Origin of the sequence: Oerskovia jenensis, assembly GCF_016907235.1 — a bacterium.
GTDB lineage: Bacteria > Actinomycetota > Actinomycetes > Actinomycetales > Cellulomonadaceae > Oerskovia > Oerskovia jenensis.
On sequence record NZ_JAFBBO010000001.1, the window covers coordinates 2153041 to 2175296 of the forward strand.

A 22256-nucleotide genomic window follows, 5' to 3' on the forward strand; every position below is an offset into this window, starting at 1 on the left:
TTAGCAAGCATGCCCCTCCGATCTCGCCGTCCCGCACGCCCGGAGCCGGGCTCTCCTCCCCCGCCGACGGCAGGCGACGCAGCACCGACGACCGTCGGCGGCATCTTCCGCCTCGTCCTGGCGGGCAACCGCCGCTGGCTCCTGCTGACCGCGGGCGCGAGCAGCTTCATGGTCCACCAGGTCGCCGAGGCGCTCGTCCCCGTGCTGATCGGTGTCGTCGTGGACCGCGCGATCATGCCGCGCGACGGCGCGGCGCTCGGGCTGTGGCTCGGCGTCCTCGCCGCGGTCTTCCTCGTCCTGACCATGGCGTGGCGCATCGGCATGCGCTCGACCGTCCGCGCGTTCTCGTTCGCCGCGCACGACCTGCGCCAGCTCACCGTCGAGCGCGTCCTCGACCCGCGCGGCATGGCCCGGCGCCGCGCCGCGGGCGAGACCCTGACCATCGCGTCCTCCGACACGAACCGGGTCGCGGGGATCGCCTGGCTCGTCACCGGACAGCTCGGCGCGCTCGCCGCGATCGGCACGACGGCCGTGAGCCTCCTGCTCGTCTCCGTCCCGCTCGGCGTCGCGGTCCTCGTGGCGACCCCCGTGATGCTGCTCGTCATGCACCGGCTGTCGGTGCCGCTCGAAGCCCGCAGCGAGGCCGAGCAGGAGACCGCGGCGCGCGCGGGCGGCCTCGCGACCGACCTCGTCACGGGCCTGCGCGTCCTCAAGGGCCTGGGCGCGGAGCAGGCCGCCGCCGACCGCTACCGCCGCGCGAGCCGCGGCTCCCTCGCGGCCGCGTTGCGCGCCGTCCGCTCCCGCGCCGCGTACCAGGCCGTCAGCGAGGTGCTCTCGGTGGTCTTCCTCGCGGCGGTCGCGCTGTTCGCAGGCCGCATGGCGCTCGCCGGGCAGATCACCGTGGGTGAGCTCGTCGCCGTCGTGGGGCTCGCGCAGTTCGTCCAGGAGCCCATGTCCCGGACCGGGTTCCTGGGCGTCGAGCTCGCGCAGAAGCGGGCGTCCGCCCGCCGCCTGCTCCGCCTGCTCGGCGAGCCGACCGTCCACAGCGCCGCGGCCCGGCCTGTGGACACGGGCGTGGCCGCCGCGACGCCCTCGGGCGCCTCGCTGACCCTCGCCGGAACCTTCGGCGGCTCCGCGCTCGGGCCCGTCACGGTCCGCCGCGGCCAGGTCGTGGGCGTCGTCGTGCCCGACGCCGGAGACGCGGCCGCGCTCGTCGACGTCCTCGGGTGCCGCGCACCCGCCCCGCCCGGGGCTGTCGTCGTCGACGGGACCGACCTCTCGACGCTCGACCCCGCGACCGGACGCACCCTCGTCTTCGCGGCCCGGCACGACGCGACGCTGTTCAGCACGACCGTGCGCGACAACCTCGCGCCCGACACGCCGCTCGACCCGCGCGCCCTCGACGCGTCCGGGACGACCGAGGTGCTCGGGCACCTGCCCGACGGCCTCGACACGCACCTGACGGGCCGTGGCCAGCACCTGTCCGGCGGACAGCGCCAACGCCTCGTCCTCGGCCGGGCGCTGCACCGCCCCGAACCCGTCCTCGTGCTGCACGACCCGACGACCGCCGTCGACACCGTGACCGAGGCCCGGATCGCCGCGGGGCTCCGCGAGCTCCCCGACCGGGCGCTGCTGCTCGTCACGACCAGCCCGACGCTGCTCGCGGTGTGCGACCACGTGGTGGTGGCGGCGAGCGCGAGCCGAACCGGCGACGCCGCCCGTGCCGCCGTGCCCGGCGCGCGCGGCTCCGACGCCGAGCTGGTCGCCTCGTGAGCGCCGCCACCGCGACCGGGGCGGACCGCACCCACCCGGCGCACGAGATCCTGCCCGTCGCCTCGACCACAGCGACCAACGCGACCCTGTGGCGCATGCTCACGCGGCGACGGTGGCTGTTCGCCGGGACCGTCGCGGTGCTCCTGGCCGGGTCGGTCGCGGGCCTCGCGACCCCGGCACTGCTCGGGGTCCTGGTCAACGTCGTGGTCGAGGGCGGCGAGGTCTCCGACCTCGTGCGCTACGGGCTGCTGCTCCTCGGGGCCGGCGTGCTGAGCGCGGCGCTCGGCTACCTGGGCCAGACCCTGCTCGCCCGGATCTGCGAGGGGGCGCTCGCCGACCTCCGCGAGGACGTCCTCGCGAGCGCCCTCGACCTGCCGCTCGAGCAGGTCGAGAAGGCAGGCGTCGGCGACGTCGTCGCGCGCGTCTCGGGGGACGTCGACGCCGTGAGCGAGGCGATCTCGGGCGTGCTGCCCGCGGTCACGTCGGCCGCGTTCACGATCGTCCTGACGCTGGTGGGTCTCGGCGCCCTGGACTGGCGCTTCGCGCTCGCCGCGGTCGCCGCCGCGCCCCTGCAGGTCGTGTCGCTGCGCTGGTTCCTGCGCCGCTCGGGCCCCGTGTACCGGCAGGTGCGCGTCGCCGAGGCGCAGCGCACCGAGCAGGTCATCGAGACCGTCGCGGGTGCGACGACCGTCACGACGCTCGGGCACGGCGACCGGCACGAGGCGCTCGTCGCGCAGTCGTCGCTGCGGGCGATCGACCTGTCCCTGACCGGGATCGGGCTGCTCACCCGGTTCTACAACCGGCTCAACATCGCCGAGCTCGTCGGCCTCGCCGCCGTGCTGGCCGTGGGCTTCTGGCTCGTCTCGGGCGACGCCGTGACCGTGGGGGCCGCGACCGCGGCCGCGCTGTACTTCCACCGGCTCTTCGGGCCCATCGGGACGGTGCTCGGCGAGTTCGACGAGATCCAGAAGGCGGGCGCGGGCCTCGCGCGCCTCGTGGGCGTGACGACGGCGACGGCGACGCCAGGGACCGCCGAGGATGACCGGCGCTCCGCCCAGGGTGACCCCGGCCCTGCGGCCACCTCCCGGCAGACACGCTCCGCCGTCGCGCTCCGGGGCGTGACCTTCGCCTACTCCCCGGGGCGCGACGTCGTCACGGACGTGGACCTCAACATCGCCGAGGGCGAGCACGTCGCACTCGTCGGCGCGTCGGGGGCCGGCAAGACCTCGGTCGCGAAGCTCGCGATGGGCATCCACCGCCCCACGCGCGGCGCCCTGCACGTGCTGGGCGAGGTCCCGGGGCGACGCCGTCGGGCCAGGGACGGCGCCGACACCGACGCCCCCCGGTCCGGCGCCGCGATGGTGAGCCAGGAGGTCCACGTGTTCAGCGGGACGCTCGCCGAGGACCTGCGGCTCGCGGCCCCCGACGCGAGCGACGCCGAGCTCGCCGCGGCCCTCGACGCGGTCGAGGCGCACTGGGTGTGGGACCTGCCCGACGGCCTCGCCACGGTCGTCGGTGCGGGCGGTCTCGACCTGTCGCCCGACCGTGCGCAGCAGCTCGCCCTCGCACGGGTCCTGCTCCTCGACCCGGCCGTCGTCGTGCTGGACGAGGCGACCGCCGAGGTCGGGACCGACGGTGCCGCGACCCTCGACCGTGCCGCCCGTGCGGCACTGTCCGGGCGGACCGCGCTCGTCATCGCCCACCGGCTGAGCCAGGCCCAGGCGGCCGACCGCGTGGTCGTCATGGAGGCCGGGCGGATCGTCGAGTCGGGGACGCACGACGAGCTGCGCGACGCCGGCGGCCAGTACGCGCGGCTCTGGGCGGCCTGGGAGCGGGGGACGGCCGACCGCCGAGGATGACCCGCCTCGGGGCCGGAGCGCCCGAGGGACCGACAGGCGCCGACGGGGCGAGGGGCGGGGGCCCACCGCGCGCCCCTCGGTGGGCGGGCCCGTCACCGCCGGCAGTCGGGTACGTCACCTTCGACGGGCTCGGACGTCACCGCCCGCACCCCGGGCGCTACCGTGTCGGACATGGGTTGGGAGATGTGGTTGGGGGTCGCGGCGGTCGCCATCTCCGCCGTCGCGCTCACCGTCGCGATGACGGTCTGGTCGCAGCAGCGCCGCCGACGACGCCTCGACCCGCCGCTCGCGGTGACCGAGGCCCTCGCGGAGGACGTCGGTCAGCTCATCGCGTTCGTCGCGAACCCCTCCAAGCCCGCGGTCGCGAACCTCGAACGGACGGTCCGGCGCGTGTGCGCCGACGCCGACCTGCCCGAACCCCTGTGGCTCGAGACCACGATCGAGGACCCGGGCGTGGGGCAGACCCGTGAGGCTCTCGCCCGCGGCGCCGACATCGTCGTCGCGGTCGGCGGCGACGGCACGGTCCGGGCCGTCGCCGAGGGCATGGTCGGCACGGGCAAGCCCATGGGCCTCGTGCCGCTCGGCACGGGAAACCTCCTCGCCCGCAACCTCGACCTGCCCATCACCGACCCGGACGAGGCCCTGCGCATCGTCGTCGCGGGCGCGGACCGCGTGATCGACGTCGGGTGGGCGCGCGTCCTGGAGTTCGCGCAGCCCGACGGCGCCGCGCACGACCCCGCACGGTCCGGCACCCCGGGAGCGGGCACGGCAGGCGACGAGTCCCCCGGCAACCTCCCCGGGACCGGCGGGGCGGACGAGGCCGGCGCGGGGACCGGGACGTCCACCGCGAACGACACGTCGCAGGACGTCCTCCCCGAGCAGGACACCCGGACCGCGCACATCTTCCTCGTGATCGCGGGCCTCGGGTTCGACGCCGCGATGGTCGCCGACGCCGACGCGACGCTCAAGGCCAGGGTCGGCTGGGTCGCGTACTTCGTCGCGGGCATCCGGCACCTGCACGGCCGCCGCCTGCGCGCGACCATCCAGCTCGACGACTCCCCCCCGGTCACCGCCAAGCTCCGCACGCTCCTGGTGGGCAACTGCGGCAAGCTGCCCGGCGGTATCACGCTGCTCCCGGACGCGGTGCTGGACGACGGCATCCTCGACGTCGCCGCGATCGACACGCGCGGCGGTGTCGTCGGCTGGGCCCAGCTCTTCGGCGACGTCGTCATGCAGGGGTTCGGCGTGCGCAACGACCTGCCCGCGAAGATCGGCCGGATCGACCACGCGCGCGCCAAGCGCGTCCGGGTCCGCGTCGAGGGCGGCGAGCAGGCGCAGGTGGACGGCGACCTCCTGGGCCGGGCCGTCGAGCTCGAGACCTGGGTAGAGCCGGGTGGGTTGGTCGTGCGGACCGCCTGACCGGCAGGCATCATTCGACCTGACGCCCGCACTTCACCACCGAGGAGCACCACCAGATGACCGCACTGCAGGACGCCCCTCGACCCCCGGGCCTCGCGCCGTCGACCCGCACCCTGCTCAGCCTCGCCGCCGCGGTCATCGTCCTCGCCGGTGTCTACGTCGCGCGGGGGCTCTTCGGGCCGCTGGCGCTCGCGGCGGTCGTCGTCATCATCGTGCAACCGGTCCGGGCCCCGCTGCAGCGTCGCGGCTGGTCCCGCTGGGCGGCCACCACCGCGACGATCGTCGTCGCCTACCTGATCCTGGGCGCGCTCGCGGCGCTGCTGGCGTTCGCGGGGGTGCAGTTCGCGAGCCTCGTGGGGCAGTACCTCGACGACCTGTCGACCATGGTCGAGCAGGCGACGACGTGGCTCGAGTCGTTCGGCGTCGAGGGGCAGGTCACGGACGCCGTGGCGTCGTGGCTCGACCCGAGCACCCTCGCGGGCTTCGCCGCGACGATCGGGGGGACCGCCATGTCGGTCCTGACGGCCTTCTTCTTCGTGCTCGCCTACGTGATCTTCATGGCGGCCGACGCGACCCGCTACCAGGACGCCCGTTCGCGCTTCGGGCTGCAGCGTCCCGCGACCCTCGACCGCATCACCGCGTACAACTCGGGCGTCCGACGCTACTTCGTGGTCAACGCGTCGTTCGGCGCAGTCGTCGCGGTGATCGACGGGGTCGCCCTGTGGTGGATGGGCGTCCCCGCGCCTGCCGTCTGGGCGATCCTGGCGTTCGTCACGAACTTCGTCCCCAACATCGGGTTCGTGCTCGGCCTGGTCCCGCCGGCGGTCATGGCGCTCGTGGTGGGCGGTTGGCCGCTCGCCCTGGGCGTGGTCGCCGTCTACTGCGTCGTGAACGTGGTCCTGCAGGTCCTGGTGCAGCCCAAGTTCGTGGCCGACGCCGTGAACCTGAGCCTCACGCTGAGCTTCTTCTCGGTCGTGTTCTGGACGCTCGTCATCGGCCCGCTGGGCGCGATCCTGGCGATCCCGCTGACCCTGCTCACCCGGGCGCTCGTCATCGAGGGCGACCCGGGTTCCGGCTGGTTGCGGTACCTGTCGGGGGACACGTCGGCGGCGCCCCGCGCGGAGCCTCCCGAGGCCCCCGGCGAGGAGCGGCCCGACGCCGACGGACCGGGCGGCACCCCTGCCGAGGGCACCGACACCCCGCCGAACCCCGAGGACGCGGCACCCGGCCGTCCCGCGGACGGCTCGTCCCCCGGGGGCCCCGACGACGGACCACGGGCCTCCGCCGGCTCCTGACCCGTGGCCCGTCTCGGGTCGCGGGCCGACGTCCCAGCAGGCCGATCTCCCGACCGGCCGGCCTCCCGATGAGCCGACCTCGTGGAGGAACAGTGCCCGACCCGCTGGTCGAGCGGGCCCCCGGATACGCTCCCCGTACGCTGGTCCGGTGACGAATCCGGCCGCTGACCTGCCCTTCTCGCGACCGCGCACGCTCCGGACGGCCGTCGCCGTCCTGCTCGCGCTGGTCTGCCTGATCGGTACCGCGCTGCCCGGGCACGCCCTGCCGGGCGGTCCGGACACCTCGGTGAGCGGCTCGTCCCCGGCCCAGCCGCCAGCGCCGGCGTCGGTCGTGGCGACCGAGGAACCGACGCCGACCATCCTCGTCGCCGTGGCGGGCCTCTACTGGCGTGACATCTCCCGCGCAGCCACCCCGACGCTCTGGAGCATGATCCGCACCGGCTCGGTCGCCTCCGTGGCCGTCGGACGGACGGCCTGCACCACCGACGCCTGGCTGACCCTCTCGGCGGGCCAGATGGTCTCGACGACCACGAGCCCCACCCCGACCGACGCTGCCACCGAGGCGGACGAGACGGATCCCACGGCCACCGGCTGCCCGGAGCTTCCGCAGCCGATCACGACGAGCCAGGACGTCGAGGGCCCCGCCGAGGTCCCCGGGTGGGCCGCCCTGACCCGGCAGCCCGACGACGTCACCACGCAGCACCCGGCGGGCGCCGTCGCCGCTCGGCTCACCGACGTCGGCGTCTGCTCGACGGCGGTCGGCCCCGGCGCTGCGGTCATGCTCGCCGACCGGACCGGGACCGTGTCCCACTACGTCTCGGGTCTCGACCAGATCCCCGCGGGAGACCTGCAGTCGTGCCCGGTCACCGTGATCGACCAGGGGGAGCTCCTCGACGGCTCCGCGCGGCGGGGCGAGAGCCTCGAGGCGCTCGACGCGACCTTGCGCCGCATCGTGAAGGAGGCCGACCCCGGCACCCGGGTCCTGGTCGCCGGGGTCTCGGCCGGACCGGTCGGTGAGCCCGGGCTCCAGGTCGTCGTCGACTGGCGCCCCGAGGTCGCGACCGGCACGTGGCTCCACTCGCCCTCGACCCAGCAGGACGGGATCGTCCAGCTCGTCGACCTCGCCGCGACGATCGTCCACGACGCCGGGGGGAGCACCGAGGGTCTCGACGGCGCGCCCATCACCCTCGGCGAGACCCGCCGCATGGACGTGGCCCGGACCGTCGAGAACCGTCAGTACCTGAACGTCCTGACGGACACGATCCCGAACCTCTACCCCGTGCTCGTCGGTCTGCTGATCACGGCGCTCGTCGTCACGCTGGGCGGGGTCCTGTGGGTGCGTCGGGCCGCCCAGCGCCGCGGCTCCCCGCGACCCGCGCCGCCCGGCCCGGTGGGCAGGCGCGTCATGACGGCGGTCCTCCTCGTGGTCGCCTCGGCGCCGGTCGGCGCGTCGCTCGCGAGCCTGTCGCGCTGGTGGGTCTGGAGTGCACCGAAGGCCGCTGTGACGCTCACCCTGACCGTGGCGACGGTGCTGGTCGCGCTCGTGGCCTGGGCCTGCTCGCGCCTGCTGCCCCGGCGCCCGTGGGCCTTGCCGACGTCGCTCGCGGGGGTCACGTGGCTGGTGCTCACGATCGACGGGGCGACGGGCACCACGTTGCAGCAGGCGTCGCTGCTCGGGACGTCCGCGGTGCGCAACTTCACGCGCTTCTACGGGTTCAACAACGTCACCTTCGCCGTCTACGCGGTCGCGGGCCTCGTCCTCGCGGGAGGACTGGCGTCCGCCGCTCTCCCCCGAGGACGACGACTCGCGGCCTCCCTCGTCGTGGCCGTCGGCGTGGTCACGGTCATCATCGACGGGTGGCCCGGTTTCGGCGCGGACTTCGGCGGGATCCTGGCCCTCGTCCCGGCCTTCGCCGTCCTCGCGCTCCTGGTCGGCAAGGTCCGGCTGACACCTCTGCGGGTCGCGGTCGTGGCGGGGGCGACAGTCCTCGTCGTGGCGGTGATCGCCGTGGTCGACTGGCTCTCCCCGACCAGCAGCTCGCACCTGGGAGGCTTCGTCCAGTCGTTGCTCGACGGCGGGGCCTTCGAGGTCGTCGCCCGCAAGGCTGCCGGAGCGTGGAAGACGATCGCGAACCCGGGGGGTGTGCTCGCCACCGTCCTCGTCGTCGGGCTGAGCGTCGTCCTCCTGCGCCCCGATCGGTGGCGCCTGCCGGAGGTGGCCGCGGCGTATCGGGCGTGGCCGCTGCTCAAGCCCCTGGCGATCGCGCTGGTGGTCGCCGCGGGGGTCGGGTCCGTCCTCAACGACTCGGGCATAATCATCGGGATCATGGTCATCGTCGTCGGGTCGGCGATGCTCGTCCCGGGCTTCACGGCGGACGCCCCCACCACGCGGGGCGGCGACGACGGTTCACCGCGCTCGGCCGGCGCCACGGCGAAGAACGCCTTCCCCGAGCCCGGCGTCCGTCGTCTGCCCACCATGGTCGCGGCGCTGGGGGGCGGTATGTTCCTCGTGATCCTCCTCGCCTCGAGCGTGCTCGGTGCAGCCGGGGTGCGCCAGCCGTCCGCCTCGGTACCCGCAGGGACGGAGGTCGCCCCGGTCAGGTCCGACGTGATCGCCACGGACCAGCCGCTGGTCGTGGTGGGCACCGCAGGCGTCACCTGGGACGACGTCTCGTCCGAGAACACGCCCACGCTCAACGACATGCTCACCGACGGCGCGGGCGCGGCAGGCGTCTCGCAGCCCACGGGGGCTGCCAGCCGGTGCGTCGCCGGTGGGTGGCTCGCCCTGTCCGCGGGCCAGCTCGCCGAGGTCACGAGCGGACGCGGGCCCGACGGCACCTGGGCCTGTCCCGACCTCGTCCCGGTCGCGACCGGCGACGGCGCGCAGGTCTCGGGCTGGGCGGACGTGGCCTCCTTGCAGCGCGGCTCGACCTACCAGGCCAGGCTGGGTGTGCTGGGGGGCGCCCTGTCCTCCGCGACGTGCGCGACCGCCGTCGGGCCGGGGGCTGCAGCCGCCCTCGCGGCCCCGGACGGCTCCGTCTCCCGCTACCGCGACCCGTCCGTGGCCTTCGCGCCGGGGGCCGACACCTTCGTGTGCCCCGTCACGGTGATCGACGCAGGCGACGCGACCCTGCCGCCCCTGGACCCGAGCCGGACGGCTGCCGAGCAGGCCGCCGACCGCGCGGCCCTCCGGGCCGAGCGTCTGCGCGCCGTCGACGAGCGCGTGCGCACGGTCCTCGACCGCGCGCCGTCCCGCGCGACGGTGCTGGTCGTGGACGTGAGCGGCACCCCGGGTGCGCGCCCCGTCCTCGGCGTCGCCCTCGCCCGCCCGTCGCTCGACGGTCCGGAGCAGGCGCGCTTCCTCACGAGCGCGGCCACCCGGACCGACGGCGTGGCGCGGCTCCTCGACGTCCCCGCGACGATCCTGAGCGCGGCGGGCGTGACGCCTCCGCCGCGCATCCAGGACACGCCGCTCGCGTGGGGCTCGGTCCGGGCGCCGGACGCAGCCACGACGGCGGCGTCGCTGACGGACCTGACGTCGCGCGACCACGTGCGACGCACCGTGTACTCGTTCTTCGTCGACGCCCCTCTCTACGCGGCCCTCGCCCTCGGGGTCGTGTGCCTCGCGCTCGCTCCGGTGGCGTCGCGCGCTCGCTCGACCCGGGCCCGGGCGTGGTGGGCGCGCGGCTGGGCGTGGGCGCGGGGCGCGGCTCTCGTGATCGCCGCGGTCCCCGCCGCGGCGTTCCTCACCTCGCTCACGGGGTGGTGGCAGTTCGCGAACCCGACGCTCGCGCTCGTCGTGGCGACGGTCGGTGTGACGGCGACCGTCGCGGCGCTCGGGGCGCTCGCTCCCCGCCGGCCCGTCTGGTTGGCCCCGGGGATCGTCGCGGGCATCACCTTCGTGGCGCTGAGCCTCGACGGGGTGATCGGCACCCCGCTCAACCGCGCCAGCCCGCTCGGGTCGGCACCGACGTTCGGCGCGCGCTTCTACGGGTTCGGGAACCCGACGTTCTCCGTCTACGCCGTGGCGGCCCTGTTCCTCGCGGCCGCCCTCGCGCAGTGGCTCGTGCTGCGGCACCGGCGGGTCGCCGCGGCCGTGAGCGTCGGCGTCATCGGCGTCGTCACGATGGCGATCGACGTGTGGCCCACGTGGGGCGCGGACCTGGGCGGTGGCCTGGTCCTCGTCCCCGCGTTCGCGGTGCTGGGTCTCGCGGCGTCGGGAGCGCGGGTCACGTGGCGAAGATTCCTCGCGGTCGCGGCGACGGGCGTCGCGGCGGTCGCCGTGGTGGGCGTCCTCGACTGGATGCGCCCGCCGGACCAGCGGTCGCACCTCGGCCGCTTCGTCACGCAGGTGCTGGACGGCAGCGCCTGGGAGACCCTCGCCCGCAAGGCCGGGTACGCCCTGCGCTCGGTCCTGGGTGGTGTGCCCGTGTGGCTCACGCTCCTGGTGCTCGTCGCGGCAGCCCTGCTCCTCTTCGGCTCCAGGCGGTTCACGCCGCGCTGGTTCGCCCGCACCGAAGCGGCCTGGCCGCTCCTGCGCCCGGCTCTGCTCGCGCTGTGGATCGTCTGTGTCGCGGGGTCCGTGGTGAACGACTTCGGGGTGCGGATCGCGATGATCGCCCTCATCCCCGCCGTCCCGCTCCTGACGGTCGCGGTCCTGCACGCGTCGGCGCGGCCGACCCCCGGCCCGGACGGGGACGCCACGGGTGGCGCGGCCGCCGTCGGGTCGGGCGTGCCGGACGAGGCGCCCGACGACGGAGCCGCACCGCCCGACGCGACGGAACCTGCGGCGTCGGGCAGGTAGGACGACGAAGCGCCCGGGCGGAGACCGCCCGGGCGCTTCGTGGTGAGAGGACTACTTCGAGTGCTTGCTGCCGCTCAGCGCGTCGATCGCGCTGCGCACGCGGCGCGACCCGACCGCGAGCTGCACGTCGCGGTACTGGTTCGCGCGGTGGATCTGGCCCTTGAGGTCCGAGCCGGACGGGCGGTGGCGCAGGTCGCACGGCACCTCGACCGCGACGTACCCCTTGCGGAGCAGGTCGATGGTCAGGCCCGTCTCGACGCCCCAGCCCCGCGCGAGCGGCGTCGCGGCCTCGAAGGCCTCGCGGGTCAGGCAGCGCATGCCCGACAACGGCTGCGTGGGCGTCCACCCCGTCATCGACTGGATCGCACGGCGCGCGGCACCCACGACGATGCCACGGCCACCCGCGCCGGGCTGCGGCGGGAGCAGCGCGATCGACATGTCCGCGGCCCCGTTGAGCACCGGGTCGACGAGCGGTGCCGTGTTGACCGCCGTCTCCCCCAGGTCGCCGTCGATGAAGAGCAGGAGGCGCGCGGGCCGGTCCGCGACGTCACGCATCGCGACGACCGCGGCGCCCGTCTCCATGGCCGCGGCCTTGCCACGGTTGTGCGAGTGACGCACGACGACGGCCCCCGCCTCGCGCGCGACGTGCTGCGTGCTGTCCTCGCTGCCGTCGTCGACGACCAGGACCAGGTCCACGTGCGGGATCGCCTTGGCCGCGCGGACCGTCGCCGCGATGCGGCGCGCCTCGTCCTTGGCGGGGATGATCACCGCCACGCGCTGCTTCTGCCTGCCGCCACCCGTGAGCGGTGCGGGGCGCGGGGTCTTCGCCACCGGGAGCGCGTGCGTCCCGTTCGCGGGGACGCCGACGGCCTCGCCGGTGGTTCCGGTAGTGGTGTTCTTTCCTGACTCGGTCGACCGATGGTCCGCGTTCACGCCGTCCAGCCTAGTAGTGCAAAGAGTTTCCCGCAGTTTGCCACATTCTTGGTGGCAAAGTCACGGCCGTCTTCCCAGGATCCCCCCGGGAACGGTGTGCCCGGGTTCTTGACGAGGTATTGCGCCTCGTCGTCCCCCCGCACGTCGCGACGTCGCGACCTGCCGACGGACCGTCAGCACCCGGGCGCCGTACCGGCGACGCCCGGGTGCTGTCGCCCCCTGCCGAACCTCTATGCCCGTGGTGCCCTGATCAGCGCAGCGTGACCTGGCGCGAGACGATGCCTGCCCGCGCACGACGCTCGTTCGCGTCGAGCGGCTCGGTGACCGCGAGCGCCGCGTCCAGCTTCGCCTTGAGCTCCTTCGCGGGCTCCTCCAGGTCCGCCGCCTGCGTGCCACGCGGCAGCTCCCACACCGGGACCAGCAGCCCGCTCGAGCGGAACGCGCCGACGAACTTGCCGCCCCCCAGACCCGACTCGCGCTTGGCGTGCAGACGCGAGATCGCGTCGATCAACGCCTCCTCGCCCACGGGCCAGGCCCAGCGCAGGAACTCGCGGCTCATCGAGCACCAGTAGGCCGACTCGACCGACGAGAGCTTGACCGTGGGGACGATCGACTCGGACGCCTGGTCGAGCGACGCCTTGAGGTCCGGCGTGACGTCCGTCGTCGGGTCGAGCCAGAACGAGAAGTCGTCGTGGACCGTGACCTCGAACGGCACCGACAGGTCCAGGACGTCCTGCAGGCGCGGGCCCGGACCGGGCAGCTCGCCCAGCTCGATCGACGTGCCCGGCTCGGCCTCGACGGCCTCCAGGAGAGCGGCCGCCAGGTCGCGGCTCGTGTCGCCCGACCCCGCGATGGTCTGGAGCGCCAGGAGGATCGTGCCGTCCTGACGGTGCAGCGCCGCCCACCCGGCCGGCAGGACCGTGACCACGAGCACGTCGCGCGCGCCGAACTCCTTGGTGGTGCGGGCAGGTGCCGAGGCCGAGGGGACGACCTCCCGCAGGGCGACCCAGTCGGTCTCGCCGGGAAGTCCCTCGAAGGGGCGCAGCACGAAGTCGGGCGTCGAGTTCTTGGCCATGGGGGAAGTGTAGTAGGACTGAACTGCACGCCGACCCCTGTGACGCATCAGGCCCTGACGCGCACGGCGCGCCGATGGCGACCTCCTTCATGATCGGCAAGGCTGGACCCGATGACCACCGCACACCGCACGCCTCCCCGATGGGTCCGCTGGACCCTCGCCGTCATCGCGGTGCTCATCCCCTGCACGGTCTGGGGCGTGACCACCGCGACCGCCGACCTCAGCCTCGGCCCCCACGAAGCGCGCTACGAGGTGACGACCGACGGCCTCGTGACGGTCGACCTGGGCCCCCTGGGCACCCTGCAGATCGACTCGCCCCTTCCTGCCGGGCTCGGCGCGAGCGTCACGGTCAAGGAGATCCCGGCGGACCTCACCGCGGTCGACCAGGCCACGACGCTCGCCGGCCTCACGAACGACCTCGAGAGCTACCTGCAGTTCTTCAGCGGACCCGAGGAGTCGATCGGGCACGCCGTCCGCGCGCTCGCCGTCGACGCGCTCCGACGCACCGGGCTCGCGATCCTCGTCGCCGGCGCGGCCGGGGCTCTCGGGTACGTGGTGCTCGGGGCCGCCCGACGGCGCGAGCTGACCGGCATCCTCGCCCCCCGCACCTGGGAGATCACCGCGAGCGTGGTGCTCGTGTCCCTCGTCGCCGGGTCGCTGTCGTCGTCGACCCGCGAGGTCGAGCAGGACACGACGACCACCACCTCGGCCGTCTTCGCCGGGACTCCCCTCGAAGGGGCCCGCATCACCGGACGGCTCGCCGGGATCGTCGACACCTACGGGGGCATGGTCGTCGACTTCCTGCGGAAGAACGACGAGTTCTACGACAACGCCGACAAGAACCTGGTCGCCGCCTGGGACGAGCGCGACGCGATCGACGAGGCGGAGGCCGAGGCGGCTGAAGCGGCCGCGGCTGCCGCGGAGGCCGAGGCTGCGGCGCAGGCCGGCGCCGCCGGCGGGGAGGCCGGTGCGGGCACCACGCCGCCGGACGCGGCCGACGGCACGGAGGGCACCACCGGACCCGGCGCGAGCGACGAACCGTCCGCTCCCACGCCCTCCCCCTCCTCCTCGCCCACGGACGACGCCGAGCTCGTGACGATGCTGCTCATCAGCGACCTGCACTGCAACATCGGGATGGCACCACTGATCCGGACGACCATCGAACGCTCCGACGCGACCCTGGTCCTCAACGCGGGCGACACCACCATGAACGGGACCGCCGTCGAGAACTTCTGCGTCGACGCCTACATGTCGGCCCTCCCGAAGGGCACGACCATGGTCGTCGCCGACGGCAACCACGACTCGACCGAGACGTCCGCCCGCGAACGGTCCCGAGGCGCCAAGGTCCTCGACGGCGAGGTCCTCGACATCCAAGGGATCCGCTTCCTCGGCGACAGCGACGCCATGGCGCCCGGCCTCATCGAAGGCCCCACCACCCGCGCCGGAGGAGCGACCGCCCAGGCCGAGCGACTGACCGAGGTCGCGTGCCAGGACCCCGACGGGATCGACATCCTGCTCATCCACACCCCACGGGTGGGCAACGTCCCCATGGACTCCGGCTGCGTACCCGCCCAGCTCTCCGGGCACATGCACACACGGGCCGACCCGGAACAGGTCGGCGGCGGCATCCGGTACGTCAACGGCAGCACCGCGGGCGCCATCGCGAACGCCTCCCGCATCGGCCCCCTCAAGGGAACCGCCGAGATGACCCTGCTGCGCTTCGACCCGACCGAACGGCGGATCGTGGACTGGCAGGTCGTGTCCGTGACCCCCGACGGGGCAGCCGCCGTCGGGCCACGGCAACCGTGGCCGCTCGTCGTCGAAGAAGCCACCCCCGACGAGGGCGCGGTGCCCCCGGGCGAGGAAGGCGCCGACGTGCCGCCGGCCGACGAGGTACCGCCGGCCGACGACGCTCCGGTGGATGGGGTCCCGGCAGGGTAGGTCCGCCGGGGTGCACCTACCGCTCGACCGGGAAACCCCGCTGCGACCACGCGACCATGCCGCCGTCGAGGTTGGTCGCGTCGAAGTCGCCCTGGTTGAGCCAGGCGGCGGCGCGCGCCGACCGGCCGCCCGAGTGGCAGATCACGAGGATCGGCACGTCGGGGTCGAGCTCGCCCCACCGGACGGGGAGCTCGCCGAGAGGGATGTGGACGGCGTCGGGCGCGTGGCCCGCGTCCCACTCGTCCTGCTCGCGCACGTCGAGGAGCACGACGCCCTCGGGGACGGGGTGCTCGGCGTCGAGCTCGGACACGTCGGTCGTGGGTACCTGAGGCGGGAACATGGTGACCAGCCTACGTTTCTGACGAGACGTCGTCGGGCTGCGTGCACGGGCCAGGCCCACCCGAGACCCGCCGAGCATGCGGTCAGCGTCCGAATCCGGCCAGATCACGACGACAACCGCATGCTCGGCACCGGGACCCGGCCGAAGGCTCGGCCGAGGGGCGGGCCACGGACCGGGCCGCAGGCCGGGCCACCCGGCGCCGAGCCCCTCACCAGTGGCAGGATCGGTCCATGGACCCACGCGCCGGTACGCCCGCCCAGCCCCAGGACCTCATCGACGTGGACGCCGTGGTCGGCGCCTACTACGACCTGACCCCCGACGTCGACGACCCGGCGCAGAAGGTGGTGTTCGGGACGTCCGGCCACCGCGGGTCGAGCCTGGACCACGCGTTCAACGAGGCGCACATCCTCGCGATCACCGCGGCGATCGTGGAGTACCGCCGTGCGCAGGGCACCGACGGTCCGCTGTTCATCGGCCGCGACACGCACGCCCTGTCGCTGCCCGCGTGGCAGACCGCGATCGAGGTCCTCACGGCCGCGGGCGTCCAGACGTACATCGACGCGCGCGACTCCTACACGCCGACGCCGGCCGTGTCGCAGTCGATCCTGCTGCACAACGGTGCGGCCACCGAGGAGGGGGTCCGCACGAGCGGCCCCGCGCTCGCGGACGGCATCGTGGTGACGCCGTCGCACAACCCGCCGCGCGACGGCGGCTTCAAGTACAACCCGCCGCACGGCGGCCCGGCGGACTCGGAGGCGACGGGCTGGATCGCGGACCGCGCGAACGAGATCCTGCGCTCGGGCGTCGGGCAGGTCAGGCGCGTCCCGCTCGAGCGTGCGCTGACCGCGGAAACCACGCACCGGCACGACTTCCTGACGGCGTACGTCGACGACCTCGCGAACGTGCTCGACCTCGACGCGATCCGTGGCGCGGGCGTCTCGATCGGCGCCGACCCCCTGGGCGGGGCGTCGGTCGAGTACTGGGGCGAGATCGGCGAGCGCTACGGGCTGGACCTGACGGTCGTGAACCCGCAGGTGGACCCGCGCTGGGCGTTCATGACGCTCGACTGGGACGGCAAGATCCGCATGGACTGCTCGTCGCCCTACGCCATGGCCTCGCTCGTGCAGAAGATGACGGACCCGGACGCCACCTCCACGTTCGACATCGCGACGGGCAACGACGCGGACTCGGACCGCCACGGGATCGTGACCCCGGACGCGGGCCTCATGAACCCCAACCACTACCTCGCGGTCGCGATCGACTACCTGTACGGCGGGGCCCGCCCCGGCTGGCGCGCGGACGCCGCGATCGGCAAGACCCTCGTGTCCTCCTCGCTCATCGACCGGGTCGGCGCGGGTCTGGGCCGGCGCGTCGAGGAGGTCCCGGTGGGCTTCAAGTGGTTCGTGCCGGGCCTGCTCGACGGTTCGGTCGGGTTCGGCGGCGAGGAGTCTGCGGGGGCCTCGTTCCTGCGCACGAACGGCGGGGTGTGGACCACGGACAAGGACGGCCTGCTGCTCGCGCTGCTCGCCTCGGAGATCCTCGCGACCACGGGGAGGACCCCGTCGCAGCACCACGCCCGGCTCGTCGAGCAGTACGGCGAGTCCTGGTACGCCCGCGTCGACGCCCCGGCCTCGCTCGAGGAGAAGTCCGCGCTGGCGAAGCTCAGCCCCGAGCAGGTCACGTCGACGACGCTCGCGGGCGAGGAGATCACCGCGAAGCTGACCACGGCGCCAGGCAACGGTGCGGCGATCGGCGGCCTCAAGGTCACCACGGAGAACGCGTGGTTCGCGGCGCGCCCCTCGGGCACGGAGAACGTGTACAAGATCTACGCCGAGTCGTTCGTCTCGGCCGAGCACCTGACGCAGGTGCAGGACGAGGCCAAGCAGGTCGTCTCGGACGCCCTGGGCGGCTGACGCGCGGGGCGAGGTGCCCGACGGCGGCGCGCACCGCCGTCGGGCCTCCTGCCTTCCCGCAGCCCCCTTGCTCCGTATCACGTGGCGGCGGCCCCGACGCCCGCCGTCGGCTATCTCACATGGGCACTTCGCACCATCAGAAACACGGTCTGCCGCCGATCTCTACTCCTAGTATCGAAGTCGTTCCCTCGTCGATCCTCTGGAGTCCCCATGCGCACGTCACGAGCAGCTCTCGCGCTGCCCCTCGCCCTCGCCGCCGTCCTCGGCCTGTCCGCCTGCGCGGGTGACGACGCCCCCGAGGAGACCACCTCGGCCTCGACGAGCGTCGAGAAGCCGGCCACGGAGGAGACCCCCGCGGAGGAGGAGACCGAGGCAGGGTCCGCCGCCACGGGCGACAAGCCCGCCTGGGGCGCGTCGAACGAGGTCGTCGGCACCAAGCTCGGCACGGCCGAGGGCGACGGCTTCACGGTGGACGTCTACCAGGTGAGCACCGCGACCGCGACGAAGACCGGCCAGTTCGCGGACGAGTCGGGCAAGCCGATCCTCAACCCGGGCGACCCGCTCGTGTTCGTCAACTACGTCCTGACCAACACGGGGGACGCCGACCTGCCCCTGAGCTACACGATCGTGGGCGTCGACGCCCGCTACGCCGACTGGCCCTACATGCAGGGCATGGACAGCATCGTCGACTCGGCCCTCTTCGAGGCGGCCGGTGTCGTCGACTCCCCGATCGCGCCGGGCTCGGGCGAGGCGCCGTTCGTCCTCGCTCCGGGGCAGTCCGTGGCCTACGGCGAGAACTTCAAGCACCAGCCCGGCTCGCCCATCGAGTTCGAGGTCACGCTGACCCCGGCCGACGCCGCGGGCGACCTGGTCCACGACCTGCGCCAGGAGGTCACGCTCTCCGCGACCATCGCCTGACCCGGGCGCACCCCGAGCGGGGCGGGCTCTCGTCACCGACGAGGGCCCGCCCCGCTCGGTCGTTCACGGGACGGCAGGCGTCAGCGCGCGACCAGGTCCTGGTACTCCTCGTGGAGCTGCACGAACGCCCGGATGAACGGGCACAGCGGGACGACCTTCTGCCCCGAGGCCCGGACCTGGTCGAGCGCCCCGCGCGCGAGGGTCGATCCGACGCCGTGGCCCGCGTACGCGTCGTCGACCTCGGTGTGCGTGAACACGACCTGCCCGGGTTGTCGCACGTACGCGGAGAAGCCCGCCACCTCCCCCTCGGGGGTGCGTGCCTCGAACCGCTCCTCGGCCGGGTTGTCGACGACCGCGATCTCCTGCGTCTGCTCGCTCACCCGTTCATCATGCGGGCCGCGATCGGTTCGCGCGCGCCCGGTGGAGCGGTGACACTCGGTACGTGCCGGTGTGGGACCGGCACGGGCCGGGCGCGCGCTGGACAGGCGCCGTCGACCGGGGCAACGGATGGGAGAATGGCACGGTGGTACAAGACCCCTCTCGCGCAGCGGCAGACGACTCCCGCAACCCCTACCGCGTCGTCCTCAGCAAGCCGGGGGCGCTGAACTTCTCGGCCGCCGCCGTCGTCGCGAGGCTCCCGATGTCCATGGTCGGCATCGGCATCGTCCTGATGATCCAGGGCATCTACGGCTCGTACGCGCTGGCAGGTCGCGTGTCCGCGGCCTACGTCATCGCGCAGGCCATCGCCTCGCCGCAGATCGCGCGCTACGTCGACCGCGTCGGCCAGGCCAAGGTCATGCGCCCGCTGCTCGTCGTGAGCACGCTCGGGCTCGTCGGGCTCATCCTGTCCGCCGTCAACCAGGCCCCCGAGATCTGGCTCTACGTGAGCGCCGTCGTCGCGGGCGCGAGCATCGGCTCGTACGGCTCGATGGTCCGCGCGCGCTGGAGCCACGCCGTCAAGGATCCGCGACAGCTCCACACCGCCTACTCCCTGGAGTCCGCGCTCGACGAGCTCGTGTTCGTCGTGGGCCCCGTCCTCGCGACGCTGCTCGCGACCGAGGTCACCGACTCCGCGGGCATCATCGTCCCTGCGGTCGCGGCCGTCGTGGGCGGCGTCTGGTTCCTGTCGCAGCGCCGCACCGAACCCCCCGTGATCCCGGTCGTCCCGGGCGTCAAGCACGGGTCGGCGATGCGATCGCCCGGCATGATCGTGCTCGCCGTGGTCTTCGTCGCGATGGGCTTCATCTTCGGCGCGACCGACGTCTCGACCATCGCGTTCGCCGAGGAGCAGGGGTCCAAGTCGGCGTCGGGCCTCATCCTTGCGGTCTTCGCGATGGGTTCGCTCATCTCGGGCCTGGCCTACGGCGCACGCCACTGGGTCTCGCCGCTGTGGAAGCGGTTCGCGATCGGCATGGTCGCGCTCGCCCTGGGCGTCTCGCTGTTCTTCGTGGTGACGTCGCTGCCCATGCTGGCCGTCGTCATGTTCGTCACGGGCTTCACGATCGCCCCGACCCTCATCAACGGCAACGCCCTGGTCCAGAAGCTCGTGACCCCGCACCAGCTCACCGAGGGCCTCGCGTGGGTCGGTACGTCGCTCGGGGTCGGTGTGTCGTTCGGGGCGTCGATCGCAGGCTCGCGCATCGACGCCGCGGGCGCGCACGCGGGGTTCCAGGTCGTCATGATCGCGGCGGGGCTCGCGGTCGTCGCGGTGCTCGCGTCGCTGCGGGTCCTGCGCCGGGACGCACCGCTGCCCAGCGGCACGGACCCCGTCGTCGACGACACCGTCGCCCCCGACGAGGCGTAGCCTCCCACCCGCCGCCCTGGGACGGGGTCGCCCTCGCCCGGGTGCCCGTCCCGACGGCGCCGCTCACCTCCGGCCGCCCCTCGCCCGGGCGGGCACTCCCACGCCCGACGACGCCACGCACCCGGGGCGAGTCCCGCACCCGGGGGCTCCCGGCACCGGGCGGGCGCCGACCGTGACGCGGACCTGACACCCGGACGTGACGAGGGGAACGTTGCCAGCGGCTGCACTCGGCGCGCTTCCGGCGCACGATGGAAAGATCCCCATCCCCTCGTGCGGAGGTACTCCCATGGCACTCGGACTCGGTCGCCCCCAGGACAAGCGCAGCAGGACGGTCGCCGACCTGCTCGTCGCGCAGCTCATCGAGGCGGGGGTCGAACGCATCTACGGGATCGTGGGCGACAGCCTCAACCCCGTGGTCGACGCGGTCCGGCGCAGCCAGAAGGGGAAGGGCAAGGGCATCGAGTGGGTGCACGTGCGCCACGAGGAGACGGCCGCGTTCGCCGCCGCGGCCGAGGCCGAGATCACCGGGAAGCTCGCGGTGTGCGCGGGCTCGTGCGGGCCCGGCAACCTGCACCTCATCAACGGCCTCTACGACGCCAACCGCTCCAAGGTGCCGGTCCTCGCGATCGCGAGCCACATCCCGAGCGCGCAGATCGGGACGAGCTTCTTCCAGGAGACCCACCCCGACCGCCTGTTCACCGAGTGCTCGGTGTACTCCGAGATGATCTCGTCGGCCACCCAGGCACCCCGCGTCATCAACTCCGCGATCCACCACGCCTACGGTGCCCCGGGCGTCTCGGTCCTGACCATCCCGGGAGACGTCGCGGACCTCGACGCCGCGGCCGAGGTCATCGACGTCGCGGTCCACCCGGCCAGGCCGCGGATCATCCCCGACCCCGACGCGCTGCGGACCCTGGCCGACGCGATCAACGCGGCGAAGAAGGTCACGATCTTCGCCGGGGTGGGCACCCGCGGCGCGCACGACGACGTGATCGCGCTCGCCGACAAGATCGCCGCGCCGATCGGCCACTCGCTGCGCGGCAAGGAGTGGATCCAGTACGACAACCCGTTCGACGTCGGGATGAGCGGGCTCCTGGGGTACGGCGCGGCGCACGACGCGATGCAGGAGGCCGACCTCCTGGTCCTGCTCGGCACCGACTTCCCGTACGACCAGTTCCTGCCGGACTCCGTGCGCACCGCGCAGGTCGACACCGACCCCACGCACCTGGGCCGTCGGACGCGGCTCGACGTGGCCGTGGTCGGCGACGTGGGCGAGACCGTACGGCTCCTGCTGCCGCTCGTGAACACGGCCAAGAACCGCTCGTTCCTCGACGGCATGGTCGCCAAGCACGAGAAGTCCATGACGGGCGTGGTCGGGGCGTACACCAAGGACGTCGAGAAGCACTCGCCCATCCACCCCGAGTACGTCGCCGACCTCCTGGACCAGGAGGCCGCCGACGACGCGGTCTTCACCGTGGACACGGGCATGTGCAACGTGTGGGCCGCCCGGTACATCAGCCCCAACGGCAAGCGCCGCGTGATCGGCTCGTTCCTGCACGGGTCCATGGCCAACGCGGTGCCGCACGCGATCGGCGTCGCGGCCGCCCAGCCGGACCGCCAGGTCGTCGCCATGGCGGGCGACGGCGGGCTCTCGATGCTGCTCGGCGAGCTCATCACGATCAAGGCCTACGAGCTGCCCGTGAAGATCGTGCTGTTCGACAACGCGAGCCTGGGCATGGTGCGCCTCGAGATGCTCGTCGACGGGCTGCCCATGTTCGGCACCGAGTCGCCGCACATCGACTACGCCGCCGTGGCCAACGCGATCGGGATCCCCTCGGTGCGGGTCGAGCGGGCCAAGGACGTGCGGGGCGCGCTGCGCGGGGCTCTCTCCCGCCCCGGCCCCGCACTGGTCGACGTCGTGACCGACCCGCGGGCCCTGTCCCTGCCCCCGACCATCACGGCCGGGCAGGTGCGCGGCTTCGCGGTCGCGATGAGCAAGGAGATCCTGGGCGGCGGCATGGGCGAGGTCGTGTCGATGGCGCGGTCGAACCTGAGGAACGTGCCGCGTCCGTAGGCGCCCGGCTCGTCGAGTGTGCAGCTCGGGCTGTTCGGACACGTTCCCAGCAGCCCGAGCTGCACGCTCGGCGTCCCACGCCCGGCGTCCCACGCCCGGCGCGTGGAG

The 22256-nt window shown here is 73.8% G+C and carries 14 protein-coding genes; 10 read left to right on the top strand and 4 right to left on the bottom strand.

Features of this window, described 5'->3' with window-relative positions:
* Positions 1-9 precede the first annotated feature (9 nt).
* From JOD49_RS09665 to JOD49_RS09685, 5 genes are all read left to right on the top strand, one after another.
* Positions 10-1773, top strand: a complete 1764-nt coding sequence (locus tag JOD49_RS09665; RefSeq protein WP_205306995.1) for an ABC transporter transmembrane domain-containing protein — start codon at positions 10-12, stop codon at positions 1771-1773.
* Positions 1770-3632 (top strand): ABC transporter ATP-binding protein, encoded by a 1863-nt coding sequence (locus tag JOD49_RS09670; RefSeq protein ID WP_307822473.1) that lies wholly within the window; start codon positions 1770-1772, stop codon positions 3630-3632. The genes JOD49_RS09665 and JOD49_RS09670 overlap by 4 nt, the downstream gene beginning before the upstream one ends.
* 171 nt (positions 3633-3803) lie before the next feature.
* On the top strand, positions 3804-5051 hold the full coding sequence (locus JOD49_RS09675) for a diacylglycerol/lipid kinase family protein (protein WP_205306996.1): 1248 nt from the start codon (positions 3804-3806) through the stop codon (positions 5049-5051).
* A gap of 56 nt (positions 5052-5107) precedes the next feature.
* Positions 5108-6346 carry an AI-2E family transporter gene (locus tag JOD49_RS09680; protein ID WP_205306997.1) on the top strand — a complete coding sequence of 413 codons (1239 nt, stop codon included), beginning with the start codon at positions 5108-5110 and terminating at the stop codon, positions 6344-6346.
* A 148-nt stretch (positions 6347-6494) separates the two neighbouring features.
* Complete coding sequence (locus tag JOD49_RS09685; protein ID WP_205306998.1) at positions 6495-11150, top strand: hypothetical protein; 4656 nt, start codon at positions 6495-6497, stop codon at positions 11148-11150.
* Between the two features lie 51 nt (positions 11151-11201).
* On the opposite strand, the gene JOD49_RS09690 is transcribed toward JOD49_RS09685, so the two are convergent.
* Both JOD49_RS09690 and JOD49_RS09695 read right to left on the bottom strand, forming a co-directional pair.
* Entirely contained in the window at positions 11202-11981 is a 780-nt protein-coding gene (locus JOD49_RS09690) for a glycosyltransferase family 2 protein (protein ID WP_205308909.1), read from the bottom strand.
* A 352-nt stretch (positions 11982-12333) separates the two neighbouring features.
* Positions 12334-13158, bottom strand: a complete 825-nt coding sequence (locus JOD49_RS09695) for a DUF5926 family protein (RefSeq protein WP_205306999.1) — start codon at positions 13156-13158, stop codon at positions 12334-12336.
* 111 nt (positions 13159-13269) lie between these two features.
* Here JOD49_RS09695 and JOD49_RS09700 point away from each other — a divergent pair, with 111 nt between their 5' ends.
* On the top strand, positions 13270-15099 hold the full coding sequence (locus JOD49_RS09700) for a metallophosphoesterase family protein (RefSeq protein WP_239525186.1): 1830 nt from the start codon (positions 13270-13272) through the stop codon (positions 15097-15099).
* A 16-nt stretch (positions 15100-15115) separates the two neighbouring features.
* Here the strand turns inward: JOD49_RS09700 and JOD49_RS09705 are convergent, their stop codons facing one another.
* Positions 15116-15439, bottom strand: coding sequence for a rhodanese-like domain-containing protein (locus tag JOD49_RS09705; RefSeq protein WP_205307000.1), 324 nt, complete (start codon positions 15437-15439; stop codon positions 15116-15118).
* 230 nt (positions 15440-15669) lie between these two features.
* Between JOD49_RS09705 and pgm the strand changes: the two genes are divergently transcribed.
* Complete coding sequence (pgm, locus tag JOD49_RS09710) at positions 15670-17352, top strand: phosphoglucomutase (alpha-D-glucose-1,6-bisphosphate-dependent) (protein WP_205307001.1); 1683 nt, start codon at positions 15670-15672, stop codon at positions 17350-17352.
* Positions 17353-17562: 210 nt separating this feature from the next.
* Positions 17563-18270 carry a hypothetical protein gene (locus tag JOD49_RS09715; RefSeq protein ID WP_205307002.1) on the top strand — a complete coding sequence of 236 codons (708 nt, stop codon included), beginning with the start codon at positions 17563-17565 and terminating at the stop codon, positions 18268-18270.
* 80 nt (positions 18271-18350) lie between these two features.
* On the opposite strand, the gene JOD49_RS09720 is transcribed toward JOD49_RS09715, so the two are convergent.
* Complete coding sequence (locus JOD49_RS09720; RefSeq protein ID WP_307822474.1) at positions 18351-18650, bottom strand: GNAT family N-acetyltransferase; 300 nt, start codon at positions 18648-18650, stop codon at positions 18351-18353.
* Positions 18651-18793: 143 nt separating this feature from the next.
* On the opposite strand from JOD49_RS09720, the gene JOD49_RS09725 reads away from it, so the two are divergent.
* Both JOD49_RS09725 and JOD49_RS09730 read left to right on the top strand, forming a co-directional pair.
* Entirely contained in the window at positions 18794-20074 is a 1281-nt protein-coding gene (locus JOD49_RS09725) for an MFS transporter (RefSeq protein WP_307822477.1), read from the top strand.
* Between the two features lie 286 nt (positions 20075-20360).
* Entirely contained in the window at positions 20361-22148 is a 1788-nt protein-coding gene (locus tag JOD49_RS09730; RefSeq protein WP_205307003.1) for a pyruvate dehydrogenase, read from the top strand.
* Positions 22149-22256 lie beyond the last annotated feature (108 nt).

What these genes read in the sequence shown, in the direction of transcription:
- JOD49_RS09730 (WP_205307003.1), top strand. Translation starts at nt 20,361, where the DNA reads ATGGCACTCGGACTCGGTCGCCCCCAGGACAAGCGCAGCAGGACGGTC.
- JOD49_RS09665 (WP_205306995.1), top strand. Translation starts at nt 10, where the DNA reads ATGCCCCTCCGATCTCGCCGTCCCGCACGCCCGGAGCCGGGCTCTCCT.
- JOD49_RS09700 (WP_239525186.1), top strand. Translation starts at nt 13,270, where the DNA reads ATGACCACCGCACACCGCACGCCTCCCCGATGGGTCCGCTGGACCCTC.
- pgm (WP_205307001.1), top strand. Translation starts at nt 15,670, where the DNA reads ATGGACCCACGCGCCGGTACGCCCGCCCAGCCCCAGGACCTCATCGAC.
- JOD49_RS09715 (WP_205307002.1), top strand. Translation starts at nt 17,563, where the DNA reads ATGCGCACGTCACGAGCAGCTCTCGCGCTGCCCCTCGCCCTCGCCGCC.
- JOD49_RS09695 (WP_205306999.1), bottom strand. Translation starts at nt 13,158, where the DNA reads ATGGCCAAGAACTCGACGCCCGACTTCGTGCTGCGCCCCTTCGAGGGA.
- JOD49_RS09705 (WP_205307000.1), bottom strand. Translation starts at nt 15,439, where the DNA reads ATGTTCCCGCCTCAGGTACCCACGACCGACGTGTCCGAGCTCGACGCC.
- JOD49_RS09675 (WP_205306996.1), top strand. Translation starts at nt 3,804, where the DNA reads ATGGGTTGGGAGATGTGGTTGGGGGTCGCGGCGGTCGCCATCTCCGCC.
- JOD49_RS09680 (WP_205306997.1), top strand. Translation starts at nt 5,108, where the DNA reads ATGACCGCACTGCAGGACGCCCCTCGACCCCCGGGCCTCGCGCCGTCG.